The sequence below is a fragment of the Bacillus altitudinis 41KF2b genome (assembly GCF_000691145.1).
GTDB classification, from domain to species: Bacteria; Bacillota; Bacilli; order Bacillales; family Bacillaceae; genus Bacillus; species Bacillus altitudinis.
The window spans coordinates 405526-424231 of the sequence record NZ_ASJC01000002.1; the positions used below are offsets into that span (position 1 = coordinate 405526).

Genomic DNA, 18706 nt, shown 5'->3' on the forward strand with positions numbered 1-18706 from the left:
TTTTTAAGATGAAATCGCCGTTGGCTCTTGCTGAGGATCGTCCTTCACAAACAGGATACCAAGCTGGTGATGCTCCCCTTCGTAAGAGGCGCGTTTCTCAAACCTTGTCTGACCATTGAGACCAATGATCTCAAGCTTTGTCAGAGCACGATTGGTTTGTAGTGCTTCATAAAATTCTGAAACGGTTTTGATCTCGATTCCATTGACCTTTGTAATCATTTCTCCGATCTCAAGCTTTAAATCAGCCGCAGGGGTATTCGGAATGATACCAAGCACCATAAGCCCTTGATTCCGCTTAGAGAAAAAGAATGGTGCAGCGTTGTCATTCGCCCTCTGCTTCCATGATAAAAAGGCTCTTCCTGCAATCGCTAGAACAACAGCTCCCCACGCAATCGGCTCAAACCAAATACTTGCCGCACCTACTACAGCAACAACTAGACCGAGCATCATTATTCGGCGTGACGTAATTTGAATACTCACAATTGGCAGCGATCCTTGAATACGCTGGCCAAAGCCGATGATGTACGGGATCACAATAAATGAAAAGCTTTGATTGTGCACTTGAAGCACAGGCCACCATGGCAGAGAAGAAGTCCATTCACCTGCCGGCATCAGCAAAACAAGTGGTAGAAGCCACAGACGGTTTGCTCGCTGCTGGCCGATCAAAAGTCCTCTCGCACTCATCACCATTGCAGGCGATGTACGTAAATGCGCCGTTCGATAGGCTAAGATGCCTTCGGTCATTAACAGTAGCCCTAACAGGATCACAACGGCTGATGCATTCATCATTGAAAGCTGCGGCAGCCAAGAATGGCTCACTTGAACAGACATCAGTCCAAATGCCGCAATAAAACTGAAACCGAGTGTGTATGCAGACGAAAGCGCACTCGCCTTAAAGAATAAAGAGAAAACGATGGTCATCGCTGCAATCAGCACGATGAATCCAGGCGGAAGGGAAATCCCTAAACCTACAGATATGATCGATAGACAAATTCCTGGAACCCATCCTTTTGAATATGTAAATTTCAGTTCATCGTAAACATCTTCTATTCTTGTTTGAAACGCTTTTCTCTCCCGCTTTACGCGGATGTAGCCATATAATAGGCTGATTAATATCATAAAATAAAAAAGAGGATGGATTAAAAACAGACCGACCGCTTTTAATCCGGCTCCCATCCACTCCGAGCTCATTATCGTTCACCGCCCAAGTCAAGCATTTTCTCTTATTCTATCAAATAAATCGATGCTTGACATCAGGTTTATTTCTCCTGATTCATCCAAAGTGTGACATTCGACAGTGAAAAATCTTTTAAATAGTGATTTACATCTACGTCTAATATGCCGCCGAGAAGCTGCATGGACCTCTTGATGTCGGTTAAGTTTATACCAAGTCTCTTATGATTATCCATTAAATAATTGAAGTATATCTCAGCACAGTCTTCATCGATCTCGTCGACTGATTCTACCGTTGTGTAATTGACCAAGTACCTGCTTAACAGCATGAGTAGACTTAATGCCTTTGTAGCCGAAAACGTCACATCTTTCGTACGACTCTTAAGCTCCTCTACCAACTCGTAATATTTTTTCTCTCTCACAATACTTGCCCTTTTCAATTGTGTACCCCCATTTACTAGTTCTTTTAAGAAAAGCGCAAACCTCGGTACAGCTCAATGCTTAAGCTGAATATCCGCAAAAAATAAAATATTTAAAATGAGTGCTACTTTTTATTGTAAGAATTATTTATGTAACATACAACTTTCAAAAGTTTCATTTTCATGACATGTTTAAATCAACAGAAAGTCTCTTATATAAATATGTTATCGGGTAAATTCGAAGGAATGTTATGTTTTTTGTAAAATAAATGAATATATTTCTCGATATAATATATTTTTAAGAATAAATTATTACATGTTCGTAACACTTATGAACCAAAAAAAGAGGCATTTATTCGCCTCTTTATTTTTTGAGATATAGTGCTTTTAGTGCAGTTTGTAGCTGAAGATCATTCTTTTCATAAGATTTCACTTCATCTACCATCTTGTTCATCATTTTCGCTGTCTTTAAATCAATCACACCTGATTTTTCGAGATTGTATGTGCTTTGAAATGCGAGTACAGCCTTTTTCGTTTCTTCGTCAAAATATCCATCTACTCTGCCAGGGTCAAATGATAACCCTTTTAACAATGTCTGTGCTTGTCTGACTTCTTCATTGTTCATATCAAGCTGAAGCGGTTCTTTCAGCTGGAGCGGGCCAACGGTGAAGTAATCTGGTTGATGAATCGCAATGGTCGGCACAACGCCTTTTTTGTGAATCCAATTCCCTTTCGGTGTCAGCCACTTATACAGCGTTAATTTAATGTTACTTCCATCTCCCATTGGTACCGCCTGCTGCACAGTCCCTTTACCAAAGGAAACGTCACCTACCACTTCATACTTCCCTGCTTCTTTCATGGCACCAGCCAGAATTTCAGAAGCAGATGCACTTCCTTTATCAATTAAGACATTGATTGGGTATGGTTTTTGTTCTTTTCGTTTTGAAAAATATCGTTTTCGATCGCCATTCCGTTCTGCAATTTGAATATATGGCTGATCCTTTGTGATAAAATGTTTTAAAATGTCTTCCACACTTTGTAGATAGCCGCCAGGATTTCCTCTCACGTCCAGCACAAGGCCTTCCATGCCCTTTTTCTCGAGCTTATTCAAGCTTGCCGTGAAATCCTTCGCCGTATCTTCAGAGAAGCTAGAGATCGCAATATAGCCTGTTTTATGACCATTGACCTCTTTCATTGAAGCCGTTACGGTTTCAAGCGGGATTTCTTCTCGTTTGATATGGAATGTTAGCTCTTTTTCAATTCCATTTCGTCTGATTTTCAAGGCGACAGACGTTCCTTTTTTTCCTCTTATTTTCAGTACAGCATCGTTTAGGCTTTTTTCTTTCATCGACTCACCGTCAATGCTGATGATTTCATCTTTCGGTTTCAGACCCGCCTTTGCCGCAGGGGATTTTTTAAAGGCAGAGACAATGATAATCTTTCCTTCATCCATTCCAACTTCTGCCCCAATTCCTTCAAATGAGGAATCAAGTGAATCCGAAAATTGCTTTGCGGTTTGCTTGTCCATGTATACTGAATACGGATCATTTAAGGTTGAAAGCATTCCTTGAATGGCACCTTCAAGCAGCTTTTGACGATCCACTTCCTCTACATATTCATTCGAAATGAGGTCATAGGCTTTCTCAATTTTCTCCATTCCGTTTTCCTTCGCTCGATCACTTGATTGAGCTTGTCCAGCCACTGCAGCAGCCGCTTTCGGTGACTCCGCTTGAGTCGCCTCTTTATGCGTCATAACCCCTACACTGATGATGAGAATGACACTTGCCATGATGGATGCGATTTGTTTTTTCATATTTGGCCTCCTTCTTCAACTCTTCCTGATGACCTGAGTTATTATATGCCAGAAGAAGGGATTTCATGTAAAGACATTCTCCTAAGGAGGCTTGACTAATCATTTCATTAGGTGTAATTTTTATTTTGTTACGATCGAGAAGGAGTCTTCGCTATGTATATTATATTGACGATGCTTTTATTAGGAATTTTACTAGGGTTTGTAGGAGCTGGCGGGGCTGGTTTTGTCATCGCATTGCTGACGTTAATCTTTGATGTACCAATCCATACTGCACTTGGAACATCTTTAGCTGCTATGGCATTTACGACTTTATCTGGTGCATACAGCCACTACCGGGAAGGAAATATTCAGCTCAAATCAGGTTTGATTGTCGGTGCACTAGCATGTATTGCTTCATTTGCCGGAGCAAAAGTGGCTCCTTTTATTCCAGAGGATAGCCTGCACTATTTAACAGCTGGTATGCTCTTTTTATCTGCTGTTTTTATGATGATCAAATTGTTTGTCCTAAAAGAAGATGCTGAACAGCAGCCGCTTTCTTCACGCCAATTGCTGATCAGGGGCATTATATTAGGCCTTGTATCAGGGATGCTTTCAGGGATGTTCGGTATCGGATCAGCACCATTTATTCAAGTGGGGCTTTTGATTTTGCTGAAGCTGTCTATTAGACAAGCTGTTGGCACAACGATGCTAGTGATTATTCCAATCTCTATTGGCGGTGGAATTGGTTATATTTCAGAAGGCTATGTTGACTTTATCCTGCTCGTTCAGATCTTAATCGGTACCGTATTAGGAGCTTTTATTGGGGCAAAATTTACACGCCTTGCGCCGAAACCTCTCTTAAAATCCGCTGTGCTTTTAACACCTATTATTGCCGGATTACTGCTGTTATTTTAATTTCATCTACATGAAAAAAGCCGATAACATGCTGTTATCGGCTTTTTGTTAGCGGATATATTGCGCTGGATTGACTGCATTTGATTTCGCGCCATTCCATAATCCTTTATGAATTTCAAAATGAAGATGCTGGCCATAAGACTGACCTGTGTTGCCCATATATCCAAGGAATTGACCTTGCTCGACTCTTTGACCTGTTGACACACTTCTTGTTGAAAGATGAGCGTATACCGTTTGATACGTTTGGCCATTGATGTTATGTGTAATGAACACCACGTTCCCATAACTCGACGAGTAGCTTGAGTTCGTGACTGTTCCAGATGCGGCTGCAACGACAGATACAGTGCCTTTTGCAGCGATATCTAATCCGTAATGCTGTCCGCCAGAACGTCCGCCAAAGCCTGATGAGAAACGGCCTGCAGCTGGTTTAATGAAACCTGAGCTACTTGCTGGTGTATCTGACACTTGATCAGATCCTCCACTTGGTGCAGGTGCACTTTTTTCAGCAGCTGCTTGTTCTGCTTTCTTCGCTTCTTCTTTTTGACGACGTGCTTCTTCAGACTTTACCGCCGCTTTCTGATTCGCTAAAATTTCTTGTTCATTTTCAAGCTTTCCTAGTTCATCATGTGCATGTTCTTTTTCTTCCGTTACATGACCAAGGACTTTTCCTTTTTCTTTTTGCTGTTTAGATAGGTCCTTTTTCAACGTTTCAAGCTCTTTCAAAGATGTTTCAAGTCCACTTAGCTGTTTATTTAGCTCTGCTTCTTTTTGCTCTACTAGCTCCAAATCATTTTCGTGTTCTGTAATCATGTCTTTATCTGCTTCGACGATGGTTGTAACAGCTCCCACACGACTGACAAAATCACTAAAGCTACGAGCACCTAGCAGCACATCTAAATAGTTGATTGTACCGCCACTTTTTTGCATAGAACGAATTCGATCTTTGAAAATCGCTTTTCTCTTTTCAATTCGCTCGTTGATGACTTCAATCTCTTTTTTTAGTTTTTTGATCTCTTGTTTCGTCTGTTTGACCTCTTTTTCTTTTTCAGCGACTTTTTCAGTTGCGGCACTTACTTTTTGGTCAATTTTTTCAATTTCTTGCTTTAGCTTTGATTCTTTCTTTTCAAGCTTTGCCAGTTCTGATTTCTTTTTCTTCAAGGTTGATTCAGTCTTCGATGTTTTCTCTTCAATTTGTTGACGTTTTTGATCTAGGTCTTCGTATGCGAATGCACGATTTTCGTTCCCTGGAATGTATAGCCACGTTGTTCCAATAAACGCTGCCATTCCAGCCATCATCAGCTTTCTTTTCAAAACGATATTCCCCTCCCATGACAACTGCCTGCATGAAGAGTCGACCGGATGAATTGGATCAACCGGTCACATCTTCTATAGAATCTTCGAGTGCTGCCATCAATATAAATAGATTTATACTTTCAAGAATTTACGGATGGACGTTAAACTTCCCCACACACCGATAATGGCACCGATCAATAGAAGGACCAGTGATACTTGATAGACAAACGGATTGTATGGAAGCATTGAAATAAATGAACCTTGTACCCTTGGCGCCACCCAGCCGACAGCATATTGATACGTGCCAAGCAATACAGCGATTGGTATAATCGAGCCAAATACACCAAGTAGTAATCCTTCGATGAAGAACGGCCAGCGGATAAACCAGTTCGTTGCACCTACTAGTTTCATAATCTCAATTTCTTTACGTCTAGCAAAAATCGTAATTTTGATCGTATTGGAAATCAAGAACATCGCTGTAAATAAAAGCCCAATAATAAGTGCGATGCCGACATTACGCGCCACTCCGACAACATTAAAGAGTCGGCTGACCTCTTCTTTTCCATAAGTGACTTTATACGTCCCTTTTAGGTTTTCCAATTTCTTCGCTACTTTTGGTGTATCGTGGGGATCTGTTGTTTTTACAATAAACGCATCATTCAATGGATTTTCTTGATCAACCAATCCCATAGATTGTCCATTTTCACCAAAGCTTTTAATCAGTGCTTTTAGTTCATCATCCTTGGATGAGTATTTCACATCACTGATTTCAGGAATCTTCTCAATTTCTGCTTTTAATTCATCCTGCTGCTTTTGATTCGCAGTTAAATCGATGAGAACTTTTACTTCTACTTCTTTCTCAGCGTTCGATGCCATGTTATTCAAGTTGAGCATAATGACAAGAAAAACCCCAACTAAAATCAATGTGACAGTGACCGCACTAATTGATGCAAATGTCATCCACGTGTTTCTTCCAAGTGAACGGAAGCTCTCACGTAAATGCCGCGAGAGAGTTTTAATCATAAATTCCGTACTCCCCTCTTGCTTCGTCACGCACAATCATTCCATCTTCGATTGCGATGACGCGTTTCTTCATGCTGTTTACAATCTCTTTGTTGTGTGTCGCCATGACGACTGTTGTTCCGCGGTTATTAATCTCTTCGAGTGTCTTCATGATTTCCCATGAAGTATCTGGATCAAGGTTTCCTGTCGGTTCGTCTGCAATGACAACCTCAGGATGATTGACGATCGAACGAGCGATCGATACACGCTGCTGTTCACCGCCGGAAAGCTGATCTGGAAATTGACGAGCTTTGTGCTTTAATTGCACCAAATCAAGTACCTCAAGCACTTTTTTCTTAATAATACTTGGCTGTTCACCAATGACTTCAAGAGCAAATGCCACGTTCTCAAAGACCGTGAGACTTGGAAGTAGTTTGAAATCTTGGAATACTACGCCAATTTCTCTTCTCACGTAAGGAATTTCTTTTTCCTTCATCGAGCCTAAATCTTTGTTATTAATTAAGATTTTCCCTTTTGTTGGCTTCTCTTCACGATACATCATTTTAATGAACGTGGATTTACCAGCGCCACTGGGACCAACAACATACACGAACTCTCCCGGATGGATAGAGACATTGATTCCATTGATCGCCTTTACACCATTAGGATAGATCTTATAGACTTCCTTCATTTCAATCATGTAATCACCTAATCTTTTCTTATTCGCTGTCAAACAGCTTATCATGATGTTCTGACACTTCTCGTCAAAAAACGTTATGTATGGTCACGCACATACCCTTCGATACGCACAAGCAATTTATGTCCTTTTCATCCAAAAAGATGAAAAAATTGAATCGTCTAAATTTCAACAACTCCAATTATACGTCATGAATCGACGCAATGGTATTACATTTATATTTCAAAACTTATAAATAAAAGGTAAATAGAGCAACCAAAACCGAAAAACATGTCTTTTTACCCTTATTTTTTAAATAAAATTTAATATAATACGTTTTCATACTGTCCAAAAGTCTTTTTCTACAAATAGAAAATAAAAAAAACCTTGTCGATTAGACAAAGGTTTTATTTTTTCTCTGCAAGCCATTTGGCAACTTCTTTTGCTTGTTTTTCATCTACCATTCCGCTTGGCATAGATCCTTTACCGTTCTGGGCAATATCTGCAATTTGGCTTTCATTATATTTTTTCCCGACTTCTTTCAGGCTTGGGCCGCCTCCGCCAGATAAGTCTTTTCCATGACAGCCAATACAGTTTTGCTGATAAATCTCTTCACCACTGCTCACACTTGAAGCACTTTTACTGCCTTCTTTGTCACTGCTACTTGAATTTCCTCCACAGGCCGCAAGTACAAAAAGCATAGCGACAAAAAGAAGCGTTAATCCGCTCTTTTTCATGTATTTCCCTCCCCTACAATCATTTGGTCAACGTTATTATATCCTTGTTTACGCCCTTTTAAAACCCTCACCCAGCACCTCTTTTGCATCCATGACGATGACAAACGCTGATGCATCGATCGCTTTTACCACTTGTTTCAACTTTGTGAATTGTGACTGCCCTACAACACACATTAAAATAGGCCGGTCATGGTCGGTGTACCCACCTACTGCTGAAATCTTCGTTACACCACGATCAATTTGATCAAACACCGCCTGTCTGACCTCATCCTCATGGCCCGTAATAATCATAGCCATCTTCGAGTGACTAAAGCCAGCCTGTACGACATCAATCGTCTTGCTAGAAATGAACACTCCGATCACAGCGTACAGTCCTTCTTCAATCCCAAAAACAGTCATGGCCGCCAAAACAATCAAACCGTCCATCATTGCTAAACAAGTACCTAACGTCAGCCCTGTATATTTATTGATGATTTTGGCCGCAAGTGCCGTTCCTCCCGTTGAACCATTGCCGAGGAAAACGAGCCCAATCCCGATCCCAATCACTACACCGCCAAATATTGCGGCGAGCAGTGCTTCATGGGTGACAGGAGCAATGTGTCTTGTTAAGAACACCATTAAAGGTAAAAAGACAGAACCAACGAGCGTTTTTACCCCAAATGTTCCACCTAATAAATAAAAGCCTGCGATAAAGAGCGGAATATTGAGACCCCATTGTACATATGCAGCTTCAAAACCGAATGATTGCATAATGGTACTGATTCCACTCACACCGCCAGCAGCAATCTGATTTGGTAATAATAACGTATTAAAGCCAACCGCTACGATAGCTGATCCTATTAAAATGAGTAAATAATTTTTCACTTCAATCCAAAATTGAGAATGTTCCTGCTTCATTTCTTTCTTCCTCCGTTACTTCTGAATGCACACCTATTTTAAGCCCTCTCATTCGGATTGTAAATAACAGCCAAATGCAGTGCTAATGGATTAATACTTTATCACACAGCCGGATCAGCGTACTTGCCGTTTGGCAGAAGAGTAAATGATGGTATATTTAATATGTACATGAGAAAGAAGGGACATACGATGAAGAAAATACTGAAGATCACCGGTATTACATTACTTGCACTCATCATCTTAGCTTTTGGTGCTTTCTATACATGGAGCCGCTTTACATATGGACCATCGGAAGCGTTAAAAAAGCAGATGAACATTGAGCAGGTCGATCATAAAAACGGGGTATATTCATTTGAAGCATCGAAAAGCGATACTGGCATCATTCTATATCCTGGGGCAAAAGTTGAACCTCTTGCGTATGCCTATCTTGGGAATGCGCTGATGAAGAAAGGCTATTCGGTCTTTATCCCAGACATGCCATTTTCCTTCGCAATATTTAATACGAAGAAAGCAGACGATATCCTCAAAAGTCATCCGGCCATCAAGCATTGGTACATTGGCGGACATTCGCTAGGCGGAACAGCTGCCGCTATGTATGCAGAGAAAAATCAAAGCAAGCTGGACGGCCTCTTTTTCCTTGCCTCCTATCCTGCATCAGATGATTTGAAACAGGCTTCCTTGCAAGTATTATCTATTTCAGGCGAAAAAGATGGTCTCGCAACACGAGAAAAAATCAAAAAATCGAAAAAGCAGCTGCCTTCTCAAACGGTGTATCATGAGATAAAAGGTGGTAATCATGCTCAATTTGGCATGTATGGCAAACAAAAAGGGGATCAGCCTGCAGACATTCCAGTCCTCACGCAACAAAAAGACATCGTTCAGACGATGCTGGAATGGGTAAAACCAGCAAAAAAGCTCCCGTAATGGGAGCTGCCAGATTGTTGACAAAGGGCTAAAATGAACTTGATTTTAGCCCTTTGTCTTCTTTTCAGCGTGATAGAAAACCTTTGCAGTCTAGGAAGGACGAGCATCGGCGCGGAGCGAATTTGACATTCGTGAGCACCGAAGCGCAGGACTGACAACGAATGCGAGGGTTTGTCTACACGCTGAAGCTCCCATAATGGGAGCTTTTCATTTTTTATGCCTTCGTCGCTTCTAAAAACTCTTCAGCATCTGCCACAGCCAGTGAAATGGCCTCTTCCCAAAATGCTTTTTGAGTAAGGTCGACACCTAGGTGCTTATATGCCAAATCTTCTACAGTCATTGACGCTGTATCTTTTAATAGCGCAATATATTTCTCTTCAAATGATGCCCCAGCCTGCAATGCTTTCGCGTAAATACCTAGCGAGAACATGTACCCGAAGGTGTAAGGGAAGTTATAAAACGGGACACCTGTAATATGGAAATGCAGTTTAGACGCCCAGAAATGCGGATGGTATTCATCTAAAGAGTCGCCAAAGGCTTCCTTCTGTGCTTCTACCATCAACTCATTCAAGCGGTCAGCTGGCACTTCTCCTTGTTTGCGCTCTTCATAAAAACGTTGTTCAAATAAGAAGCGTGATTGAATATTCATAAAGAATGCCACACTGCGCTGCAGCTTATCCTCTAACAAACTGAGACGCTCTTGTTCATTGGCCGCCTCTTTTAATGAAGCATCTGCCACAATCATTTCAGCGAATGTCGACGCAGTTTCAGCTACATTCATCGCATATTTACGATTCAACATCCGAACATCCTGCATGACTTCCTGATGGAACGAATGACCAAGCTCATGTGCTAGTGTCGCTACATTGGATGGAGTCCCTGAGAAGGTCATAAAAATACGTGATTCTCCGCTATCAGGGAAATTCGTACAGAAACCGCCCACTCGTTTGTTTGGGCGATTCTCAGCTTCTACCCAGCGTTCATTAAAAGCTTTTTCAGTAAAAGCAGCAAGCTCTTTTCCAAACCCTGCGAAATGCTTGATAATAAAAGCGGCTGCGTCTTGATAAGAATAGGTCTTTGTCTCACTTCCAATAGGTGCTCCCACATCAAACCAGCTCAGTTTATCAACCCCAAGCATGTCAGCTTTACGTTGTAAATATTCAATGAATGGCTGTTTATGTTCATCAATGACAGACCACATTGTATCGAGCGTCTCTTGTTTCATCCGGCAAATATCAAGAGGCTCTTTTAATATATGATCCCATCCTCTGGCTTCATATACTTGTAGACGAAAACCAGCGAGATGATTGAGTGTGCTTGCAAACAAATGTTCATCCTGTGTCCATGCATGTTCTAAATTATGATAGACGGCTTTTCTCACTTCACGGTCTGAATCATCCATCGCATTTTCTGCTTGGCCTACAGAGATCATTTGTGTTTCACCATTTTGCTCAAATGGAATGGTAATTTTGTTCACCAAGCTAGAATAAAGTTCATCCCACGCATGATACCCATCTACTGCTAGTTTTTGAATGAGTGTTTCCTGTTCAACAGGCAGTTGATCTTTCACATGTTCTCTTCGTTCATTTAATATGTAACGAACATCTGAAAAAGCGGCTGAATCCATTAATTCTTCCCACTGGCTAGTAGGAATCGCAGCAAGTGATTGATCAAACCCTGCTAGAATGGTTCCTAATTCAGCTTCCAGCTTGGCAATAGACCCTCGGAGGCTGCCCGCCTTCATATCCTTTGTATTTTGAGATTGTAGACAGGATACAAATGAACCTGCTTGTGCTAATTTTTTATATGTGATTTCATACGTTTCAAGGACAGCTGTTAACTTTTTTTCAATTTGTGTATCTTCTTTTGAAAAGGCATCTACCTTTTGTCGTAACTCATCTAATAGCTGCTGTATATGCTCTAAGTATGTGATAAATTCTGATGAAGAACTGCCTCCTTTAAAAAAGGCATCTAAATCCCACGTCTCTTGTAATGGTTTTAATCCCAAATTATTTCCCCCTTTAATTGCTAATTTCATCATACAAAGGATATAGAGTCAGTATGGCATATGTATTCCTTTATATTCATTATATTTTCTCACAATTAAAAAAACCCGGCAAGAAGCCGAGTTTTTATGATAATTTTGAACGTAAATACGCATCGATAAAGGAATCTAAATCTCCATCCATCACCGCTTGAACATTTCCCATCTCCGTGTTGGTACGATGGTCTTTTACAAGGGAATATGGGTGGAAGACATAAGAGCGAATTTGGCTTCCCCAGCCAATTTCTTTCTGTTCTCCTCTGATTTCATCCAATTCCGCCTGTTGTTCTTCGATCCGTTTTTGATAAAGCTTAGATTTCAGCATTTTCATTGCACGTTCTCTGTTTTTGATTTGGGATCTTTCCGTTTGGCACGTCACGACGACATTTGTTGGGATGTGTGTGATACGAACCGCAGAGTCCGTCGTATTGACGTGCTGACCCCCTGCACCACTTGCACGATACGTATCCACCTTAATATCCTCTGTACGAATATCGATATCAATTTCTTCATTAAATTCTGGCATGACATCACAGGAAACGAAAGATGTGTGTCTACGGCCAGATGAATCAAATGGAGAAATACGGACTAAACGATGGACACCTTTTTCTGCTTTTAAGTAACCGTAAGCGTTATGTCCTTTAATCAGCAATGTCACAGACTTAATTCCCGCTTCATCCCCTGGAAGATAATCAAGGGTTTCAACCTTAAAACCTCTGCGCTCTGCCCAGCGGGTATACATTCTGAGGAGCATCGATCCCCAGTCCTGTGATTCCGTTCCACCTGCACCCGGGTGAAGCTCAAGAATGGCATTGTTTTTGTCATACGGTTCACTTAAAAGAAGCTGCAATTCAAACTCGTTAAATTGTTTTGTTAAGTTCTTCAGCTCTTTTTCAAGCTCTGCATGAAGATCCTCATCGTAGTCTTCTTTTAATAAATCATGCGTCATTTGCAGCTCATCATGAGATTCACTGAGCTCATGATATGTATTCACATAATCCTTCAGTGCATTGGCTTCATTAATGACACCTTGCGCTTTTTGCTGGTCATTCCAAAAGTCAGCCTCTGACATCGTGGCCTCAAGCTCTGCAATTTTCGCTTCTTTTGTATCGAGGTCAAAGAGACCCCCTAAAATCAGCTAGCCTGCTAGCCATATTTTCAAGCTCTTGTCTAATTTCTACTAATTCCATATCCTTCACCTCATAGATGTATGGGGGCTGACATGAATAGAAAGAGGTTTTCACCTCTTTCCATTACTTATTCTGTCTTCCCATGACAATTTTTATATTTCTTGCCGCTTCCGCAGTGACATGGTGAGTTTCTTCCGATATCCACCACTTTACGCACCGGCTTTTTTTTCACTGTTTTCTCCTCATCGCCTTCTTGAGGCTGATGAGCAGTTGTTTGTCCTTGAACGACTTCTTCACGTTCTAGGTTGTTTTGGATTTCTGATTTTAGCACATATTTAGCGACGTCATCTTCAATTGAAGCGACCATATGCTCAAACATCGCAAATCCTTCCATTTGATACTCACGAAGCGGATTGGTTTGTGCATATGCACGTAAATGGATTCCTTGACGCAGCTGATCCATTGCATCGATATGATCCATCCACTTCGAATCTACTGCACGAAGAACGATGACTTTTTCAAATTCACGCATTTGTTCATCGCCAAATGTCTCTTCTTTTGCATCATATTTCTCTTTAATCCGCTCCATGATGAATTCGGTGATCTCATCTGCTTCTTTACCGAAGATATCTTTGACCGAAATGGCACCTTCATCTAAATAGTTCGTGTTGATTAATTCAACGAGACCATCTAGTTTCCATTCTTCTGGAAGTTCTTCTTTCGGCGTGTAAGATCCAACAGCCCGCTCAATAGACGATTGAATCATATTGATCACAATCGATTTCAAGTTATCAGAATCGATGACTTCAAAACGCTGTTTGTAAATGACTTCACGCTGTTGACGAAGAACATCATCATATTGCAGAAGCTGCTTACGGGAATCAAAGTTATTCCCCTCAACACGTTTTTGAGAAGATTCAACAGCTTTTGAGACCATTTTACTTTGAATTGGAGTAGAGTCATCCATACCGAAGCGATCAAGCATCGCCATTGTCCGCTCTGCACCAAATCGGCGCATCAATTCATCTTCCATTGAGAGATAGAATTGAGTAATCCCTGGGTCTCCTTGACGACCAGAACGACCACGGAGCTGGTTATCAATACGGCGTGATTCATGACGCTCTGTCCCAATAACAGCAAGACCGCCTAGTTCTTTCACACCTTCGCCAAGCTTGATGTCTGTTCCACGTCCCGCCATGTTTGTCGCAATTGTGACGGCACCTTTTTGTCCAGCTTCCTCAATAATTTGTGCTTCACGCTCATGGTTTTTCGCGTTTAACACTTGATGAGGGATGCCTTTATTTTTAAGCAGTTTTGAAATCAATTCAGATGTCTCAACCGCAACAGTTCCGACAAGGACCGGCTGTCCTGTCATATAACGCTGTGCGACGTCTTCAGCTACTGCTTTAAATTTGCCATCCATTGTGCGGTAAATTAAATCAGGTCTGTCATCACGCACAACCGGTTTATTGGTTGGGATTGTGACAACCTGCATATTGTAAATGTTACGGAATTCCTCTTCTTCCGTTTTCGCTGTACCTGTCATACCAGATAGCTTTTCATACATACGGAAGTAGTTCTGGAACGTAATGGTTGCAAGTGTCATGCTTTCATTCTGCACTTCAAGACCTTCTTTTGCTTCAATGGCTTGGTGCAGACCTTCACTATAGCGGCGTCCTTTCATTAAACGTCCTGTGAAGGAGTCAACGATAACGACTTGTCCATCTTCCACAACATAATCAACGTCTTTTTGCATCGCAACATGTGCCTTAAGAGCCTGCGCGATATGATGGTTAAGAGCGACATGTTTGACATCAAACAAGTTCTCGATGCCGAATGCTTTTTCCGCCTTCGTCATTCCGCTTTCAGTCAGCTGTACACTTTTTGTTTTAATATCATAAGTGAAATCGTCTTCTATTTTTAACGTACGAACAAAGGCATTTGCTTGTACGTAAAGTTTCGTCGACTTTGCAGCTTGTCCAGAAATAATAAGAGGTGTTCTCGCTTCATCAATTAAGATGGAGTCAACTTCATCGATGACGGCATAATGAAGTGGTCTTTGAACCATTTGCTCTTTGTACAGCACCATGTTATCTCGTAAATAATCAAAGCCAAGCTCATTGTTTGTTGAATACGTGATATCAGCAGCGTACGCTTCTCTTTTTTCATCTTTGTCTAAACTGTTTAAGTTCAAGCCAACCGTTAATCCAAGAAATTCGAAAATCTTGCCCATTTCCTCTGCATCACGGCTTGCCAAATATTCGTTGACTGTCACAATGTGGACGCCTTTTCCAGAAAGAGCATTCAAATAAACAGGCATCGTTGATGTCAACGTTTTCCCTTCACCTGTTTTCATCTCAGAGATATTCCCTTCATGTAGGGCAATCCCCCCCATGAGCTGCACCTTAAATGGGAACATTCCTGTCACGCGGCGGGAAGCCTCACGAACCGTTGCAAATGCTTCAACCAAAAGGTCGTCTACAGATTGTCCTTTTTCAAGTTTTTCTTTAAATTCGATCGTTTTATTTCGTAAAGCCTCGTCAGATAATTTCTCAAAATCTTGAGCGAGAGCTTCGATTTCATTTGCCTTTTTTTCATATCGGCTGATCGTACGTTTCGTAGGATCAAACACTTTGTTTAAGATTCCAAGCATATAATAACGCTCCTCTATTTCATGCAATTTTTCGGCATGTCCAAAAGTTTGACAGGTCCATATTTACCTGCATTTATCATACCATACCTTCCTTGATTTCCAAAGAATTTGCAATGATTTAGCACAAAAAACCCGCCCCTTATGAAGGGAACGGGTTTACTTTTTTTAGGTCATTTTCGGATCAAAAGGAACGAATGATTAAGCGTTCGGCTCAATGAGTCCGTATTTACCGTCATTTCGGCGGTATACCACATTGGTCAAATTTGTCTCAGCATTTGTGAAGACAAAGAAACTGTGACCTAACATGTTCATTTGGAGAATGGCCTCTTCGCTATCCATTGGTTTTAGATTGAAGCGTTTTTGTCTGACGATTTCTGTTTCATCAATTTCTTCGTCATCTTGAACTGCTACTTCAGAAGCACCGTTTCCTCCAGCAAATAAATGCTTTTTCGCACCTTGCTCACGGAATTTACGGTTCACTTTCGTTTTATGTTTTCTAATTTGACGTTCTAATTTACTGGTTGCTAGGTCTACTGCATTGTACATATCCTCATTATGCACCTCTGCTCGAAGTGCTAGATCAGTCATTGGAATGGTAACCTCAACTTTAGATTCTTGATCGTTGTAAAATTTCAAGTTCACGTTGACTGAAGCATCAACATCTGACTCAAAATAACGCTCCAACTTTCCAATTTTTTTCTCGACATGATCTCTTAGTGCAGGTGTTACTTCGATGTTTTCTCCTCGGACATTGTAATTCATGTAAAGAACGCCTCCTTTAAAATTAAGGATATGTAAACTTATTTCTACTTTTCCCTCCTTTTCTCCTGCTCAAACGTAAAAAAAATGTGAATTTTTATTGAAATTTGTCGAATCCTGCGGTGCTTCAGCTTTTACTTGATAGGTGATGAATATATATTCGATTGATTCTTGAAAAAGACCATGGCGCTGTTAAATCTTGAAAGATGAAATAGATGTTTTCAGTGATTGAGACAAAGATTTTAAATCTTCCGCAGCTGCTTTCATTTCCTCATTCGCCGCTAGTGATTCTTCAACAGCCGCCGACATGTACTCTGTTTCCTCAGAATTTCGCTTGGCTCCTTCTTCTATCACACCAATTGTTTGAGAAATTTCTTCTGTACTAGCTGAGATTTGCTCCGTCGTAGCAGAAAGCTCCTCTGCTTTCATCGAGATATCACGAATGGCTGCCAGAATTTCTTGAAAGCTCTGTTCAGACAATTGCGATACTTTCACACCTTCTGCTACATCTCGTTCCACTTTCGTCATAGATTGAGACGATCTTTCAGTATCTTTGTTCACGTTGGCGAGTAACTGACTAATTTGATCAGTCAGTTGACTTGATTCTTCTGCCAGCTTTCTGACTTCATCTGCAACAACCGCAAAACCTCGTCCATGTTCCCCAGCCCTTGCTGCTTCAATGGCTGCGTTTAAAGCAAGTAAATTTGTCTGATCTGCAATGGCATGAATATTCCCCAGCAGGCCTTGAATGCCGGTAAACTGTACTTGTACATTGGCCATTGTAGAATGATGTTCATTCACAGATTCCTTAATAGAACTCATTTGTTTCACAAATTGTTGAATGAGGGATGCGCCCTCTTCAGCCTTTTCAGTCACTGAAATTGAGTGACCCGAAACATCAGACGTATGTTCAGCCGCATTATGCATACCAGTCGAAACTTCTTGAATTGAAGAAGCTACTTTTCCTACTGCATCCGATTGTTCACGTGAAGCTTCACTGACCTGTTCAATCGAGCTAGACGTCTGTTCACTAGCCGATATGGTTTGACTGATGGTTTCTTCAAATTGAGTAGCTGAATCGGCTAATTGCCTTGACCCGTTTTGCACCTGTAAGATGAGCTGACGCAAATGAGCGGTCATTTGGTTAAAAGCCGTACCGAGCTGGCCAATTTCATTTTTAGAGGTCACTTCAATCTCTTCAAGTGTGAGGTCACCATCTGCCATTCTTCTTGCTGCATGTGTGACAGAGACAATCGGTTTTGTCATACGATGAACAAACCTTGTGCCAATGACTAAAAAGCCGACTATAATCGCTGCGCTAACGAGAATGAGTGTCAGCAATAATTGGTTACTTTCTTCATTGAGCTGACTGATTTTTTGATCACGCTGTTTCAATTGTGTTTGAGCAAATTCTTTTGTAAAGGTATGTATTTCTTGTTCGATAGGTTGTAATTCTTGACTGAGGCGGGTGTTGAATTCTTTTTGATTTTGCATATTCAATGAATTAAATAATCGATTTGTTGAGGTGTAGTAAAGATAATTTTTTTCGGAAATTTGATCTAACAGATTTTTTGCATGTTTAACGGTGCTCATTTTTGATGCTTCAGTTGTTTTCTTATTGATTTCTTCATATGTTTGCTCAATCTTCTGTAAATTTTCAGCATCTTGAACAACTACATACGTTTTAATTTGTGCTTCCTGCTTTTGTAGCAGTGCCTCTAATTCCAGTGAGGTCTGGTACAGCTTTACTTCTTTGGTGAGAAGTGCTTTATACGATTGATCTGTTTTGTAATAAATAAAACTAGAAAACCCCAAAATACTGACAAACAATACACATATGACAATAAGCCCAAATAAAAATTGATTTTTTAGTCTCATAAATTCCTCCGAATGGTCTGAATTGAACAAAAATTAATGAATGACATACGGCCTCATACAGGCATGTATTTCATCCATCCACTTTCTATATTCAGGTATAAAATATGATGTAAGGAATGACTGGAAGTGATTTGAAGGGAATGTATAGAAAGCTAGTATATCGAAACTTAAAAAAATTTGGTCAAACGATCGAATCGTCTTGGCAAAATGCTCATTTTCAATAATCGAAAGCAGAAGCGGATGTGTTGTCTCTAAATGAAAGAAGGCATGGATCAGATCATTAAAGATCCGATCCCCTTCTGTTTTAGCGAAATCCTTCTCAATTTCATCTAAATATTTTAGACTCTCTTCTATCGTATATAGAAGGTCATAATATGTGGTTAATAAAATATAGTCATCTGAACGATACGCCAC

At 40.7% G+C, this 18706-nt stretch carries 16 protein-coding genes; 2 read left to right on the forward strand and 14 right to left on the reverse strand.

Annotated elements, in window-relative coordinates:
• Positions 1–3: 3 nt before the first annotated feature.
• The 3 genes from BA79_RS06000 to ctpB all read right to left on the reverse strand — a co-directional run bounded on the left by BA79_RS06000 (position 4) and on the right by ctpB (position 3405).
• On the reverse strand, positions 4–1191 hold the full coding sequence (locus BA79_RS06000; protein ID WP_035701561.1) for a PDZ domain-containing protein: 1188 nt from the start codon (positions 1189–1191) through the stop codon (positions 4–6).
• A gap of 68 nt (positions 1192–1259) precedes the next feature.
• On the reverse strand, positions 1260–1613 hold the full coding sequence (locus BA79_RS06005) for a swarming motility protein SwrAA (protein ID WP_007500014.1): 354 nt from the start codon (positions 1611–1613) through the stop codon (positions 1260–1262).
• Between the two features lie 343 nt (positions 1614–1956).
• Positions 1957–3405 carry a carboxy-terminal processing protease CtpB gene (gene ctpB, locus BA79_RS06010; RefSeq protein WP_035701564.1) on the reverse strand — a complete coding sequence of 483 codons (1449 nt, stop codon included), beginning with the start codon at positions 3403–3405 and terminating at the stop codon, positions 1957–1959.
• 153 nt (positions 3406–3558) lie between these two features.
• Here ctpB and BA79_RS06015 point away from each other — a divergent pair, with 153 nt between their 5' ends.
• Positions 3559–4299, forward strand: a complete 741-nt coding sequence (locus BA79_RS06015; RefSeq protein WP_017368130.1) for a sulfite exporter TauE/SafE family protein — start codon at positions 3559–3561, stop codon at positions 4297–4299.
• A gap of 48 nt (positions 4300–4347) precedes the next feature.
• On the opposite strand, the gene BA79_RS06020 is transcribed toward BA79_RS06015, so the two are convergent.
• The 5 genes from BA79_RS06020 to BA79_RS06040 all read right to left on the reverse strand — a co-directional run bounded on the left by BA79_RS06020 (position 4348) and on the right by BA79_RS06040 (position 8904).
• Positions 4348–5610: a murein hydrolase activator EnvC family protein gene (locus BA79_RS06020; protein ID WP_008348225.1), complete on the reverse strand. Its 1263-nt coding sequence runs from the start codon at positions 5608–5610 to the stop codon at positions 4348–4350.
• A 114-nt stretch (positions 5611–5724) separates the two neighbouring features.
• Positions 5725–6615: a permease-like cell division protein FtsX gene (ftsX, locus tag BA79_RS06025; protein ID WP_017368131.1), complete on the reverse strand. Its 891-nt coding sequence runs from the start codon at positions 6613–6615 to the stop codon at positions 5725–5727.
• A complete protein-coding gene (ftsE, locus tag BA79_RS06030) occupies positions 6608–7294 on the reverse strand; it encodes a cell division ATP-binding protein FtsE (protein ID WP_008348229.1) in 687 nt (228 codons plus the stop codon). Before ftsE ends, ftsX begins: the two co-directional genes overlap by 8 nt.
• A gap of 383 nt (positions 7295–7677) precedes the next feature.
• A complete protein-coding gene (cccB, locus tag BA79_RS06035; RefSeq protein WP_008348231.1) occupies positions 7678–8007 on the reverse strand; it encodes a cytochrome c551 in 330 nt (109 codons plus the stop codon).
• A 48-nt stretch (positions 8008–8055) separates the two neighbouring features.
• On the reverse strand, positions 8056–8904 hold the full coding sequence (locus BA79_RS06040; protein WP_017368132.1) for a YitT family protein: 849 nt from the start codon (positions 8902–8904) through the stop codon (positions 8056–8058).
• Positions 8905–9093: 189 nt separating this feature from the next.
• Here BA79_RS06040 and BA79_RS06045 point away from each other — a divergent pair, with 189 nt between their 5' ends.
• Positions 9094–9828 carry an alpha/beta family hydrolase gene (locus BA79_RS06045; RefSeq protein ID WP_019743415.1) on the forward strand — a complete coding sequence of 245 codons (735 nt, stop codon included), beginning with the start codon at positions 9094–9096 and terminating at the stop codon, positions 9826–9828.
• A gap of 214 nt (positions 9829–10042) precedes the next feature.
• On the opposite strand, the gene BA79_RS06050 is transcribed toward BA79_RS06045, so the two are convergent.
• The 6 genes from BA79_RS06050 to BA79_RS06075 form a co-directional block, all read right to left on the reverse strand.
• A complete protein-coding gene (locus BA79_RS06050; RefSeq protein WP_035701566.1) occupies positions 10043–11836 on the reverse strand; it encodes a M3 family oligoendopeptidase in 1794 nt (597 codons plus the stop codon).
• A gap of 124 nt (positions 11837–11960) precedes the next feature.
• Positions 11961–13062 (reverse strand): peptide chain release factor 2 gene (gene prfB / locus BA79_RS06055; protein ID WP_098680723.1). Its coding sequence is split into 2 segments (ribosomal slippage): positions 11961–12989 and positions 12991–13062, totalling 1101 coding nucleotides; the frame shifts between segments, so codons are not numbered across the junction.
• Between the two features lie 67 nt (positions 13063–13129).
• A complete protein-coding gene (secA, locus tag BA79_RS06060) occupies positions 13130–15655 on the reverse strand; it encodes a preprotein translocase subunit SecA (protein WP_035701569.1) in 2526 nt (841 codons plus the stop codon).
• A 198-nt stretch (positions 15656–15853) separates the two neighbouring features.
• Positions 15854–16417 carry a ribosome hibernation-promoting factor, HPF/YfiA family gene (hpf, locus tag BA79_RS06065; RefSeq protein ID WP_007499992.1) on the reverse strand — a complete coding sequence of 188 codons (564 nt, stop codon included), beginning with the start codon at positions 16415–16417 and terminating at the stop codon, positions 15854–15856.
• Between the two features lie 189 nt (positions 16418–16606).
• Positions 16607–18292, reverse strand: a complete 1686-nt coding sequence (locus BA79_RS06070) for a methyl-accepting chemotaxis protein (RefSeq protein WP_035701573.1) — start codon at positions 18290–18292, stop codon at positions 16607–16609.
• Between the two features lie 33 nt (positions 18293–18325).
• The gene (locus BA79_RS06075) at positions 18326–18706 is read right to left on the reverse strand and encodes a DUF8042 domain-containing protein (RefSeq protein ID WP_008348244.1); all 381 of its coding nucleotides are present in this window, start codon (positions 18704–18706) and stop codon (positions 18326–18328) included.

What these genes read in the sequence shown, in the direction of transcription:
- hpf (WP_007499992.1), bottom strand. Translation starts at nt 16,417, where the DNA reads ATGAATTACAATGTCCGAGGAGAAAACATCGAAGTAACACCTGCACTA.
- ftsE (WP_008348229.1), bottom strand. Translation starts at nt 7,294, where the DNA reads ATGATTGAAATGAAGGAAGTCTATAAGATCTATCCTAATGGTGTAAAG.
- ctpB (WP_035701564.1), bottom strand. Translation starts at nt 3,405, where the DNA reads ATGAAAAAACAAATCGCATCCATCATGGCAAGTGTCATTCTCATCATC.
- BA79_RS06045 (WP_019743415.1), top strand. Translation starts at nt 9,094, where the DNA reads ATGAAGAAAATACTGAAGATCACCGGTATTACATTACTTGCACTCATC.
- cccB (WP_008348231.1), bottom strand. Translation starts at nt 8,007, where the DNA reads ATGAAAAAGAGCGGATTAACGCTTCTTTTTGTCGCTATGCTTTTTGTA.
- BA79_RS06000 (WP_035701561.1), bottom strand. Translation starts at nt 1,191, where the DNA reads ATGAGCTCGGAGTGGATGGGAGCCGGATTAAAAGCGGTCGGTCTGTTT.
- BA79_RS06070 (WP_035701573.1), bottom strand. Translation starts at nt 18,292, where the DNA reads ATGAGACTAAAAAATCAATTTTTATTTGGGCTTATTGTCATATGTGTA.
- BA79_RS06040 (WP_017368132.1), bottom strand. Translation starts at nt 8,904, where the DNA reads ATGAAGCAGGAACATTCTCAATTTTGGATTGAAGTGAAAAATTATTTA.
- BA79_RS06015 (WP_017368130.1), top strand. Translation starts at nt 3,559, where the DNA reads ATGTATATTATATTGACGATGCTTTTATTAGGAATTTTACTAGGGTTT.
- ftsX (WP_017368131.1), bottom strand. Translation starts at nt 6,615, where the DNA reads ATGATTAAAACTCTCTCGCGGCATTTACGTGAGAGCTTCCGTTCACTT.
- secA (WP_035701569.1), bottom strand. Translation starts at nt 15,655, where the DNA reads ATGCTTGGAATCTTAAACAAAGTGTTTGATCCTACGAAACGTACGATC.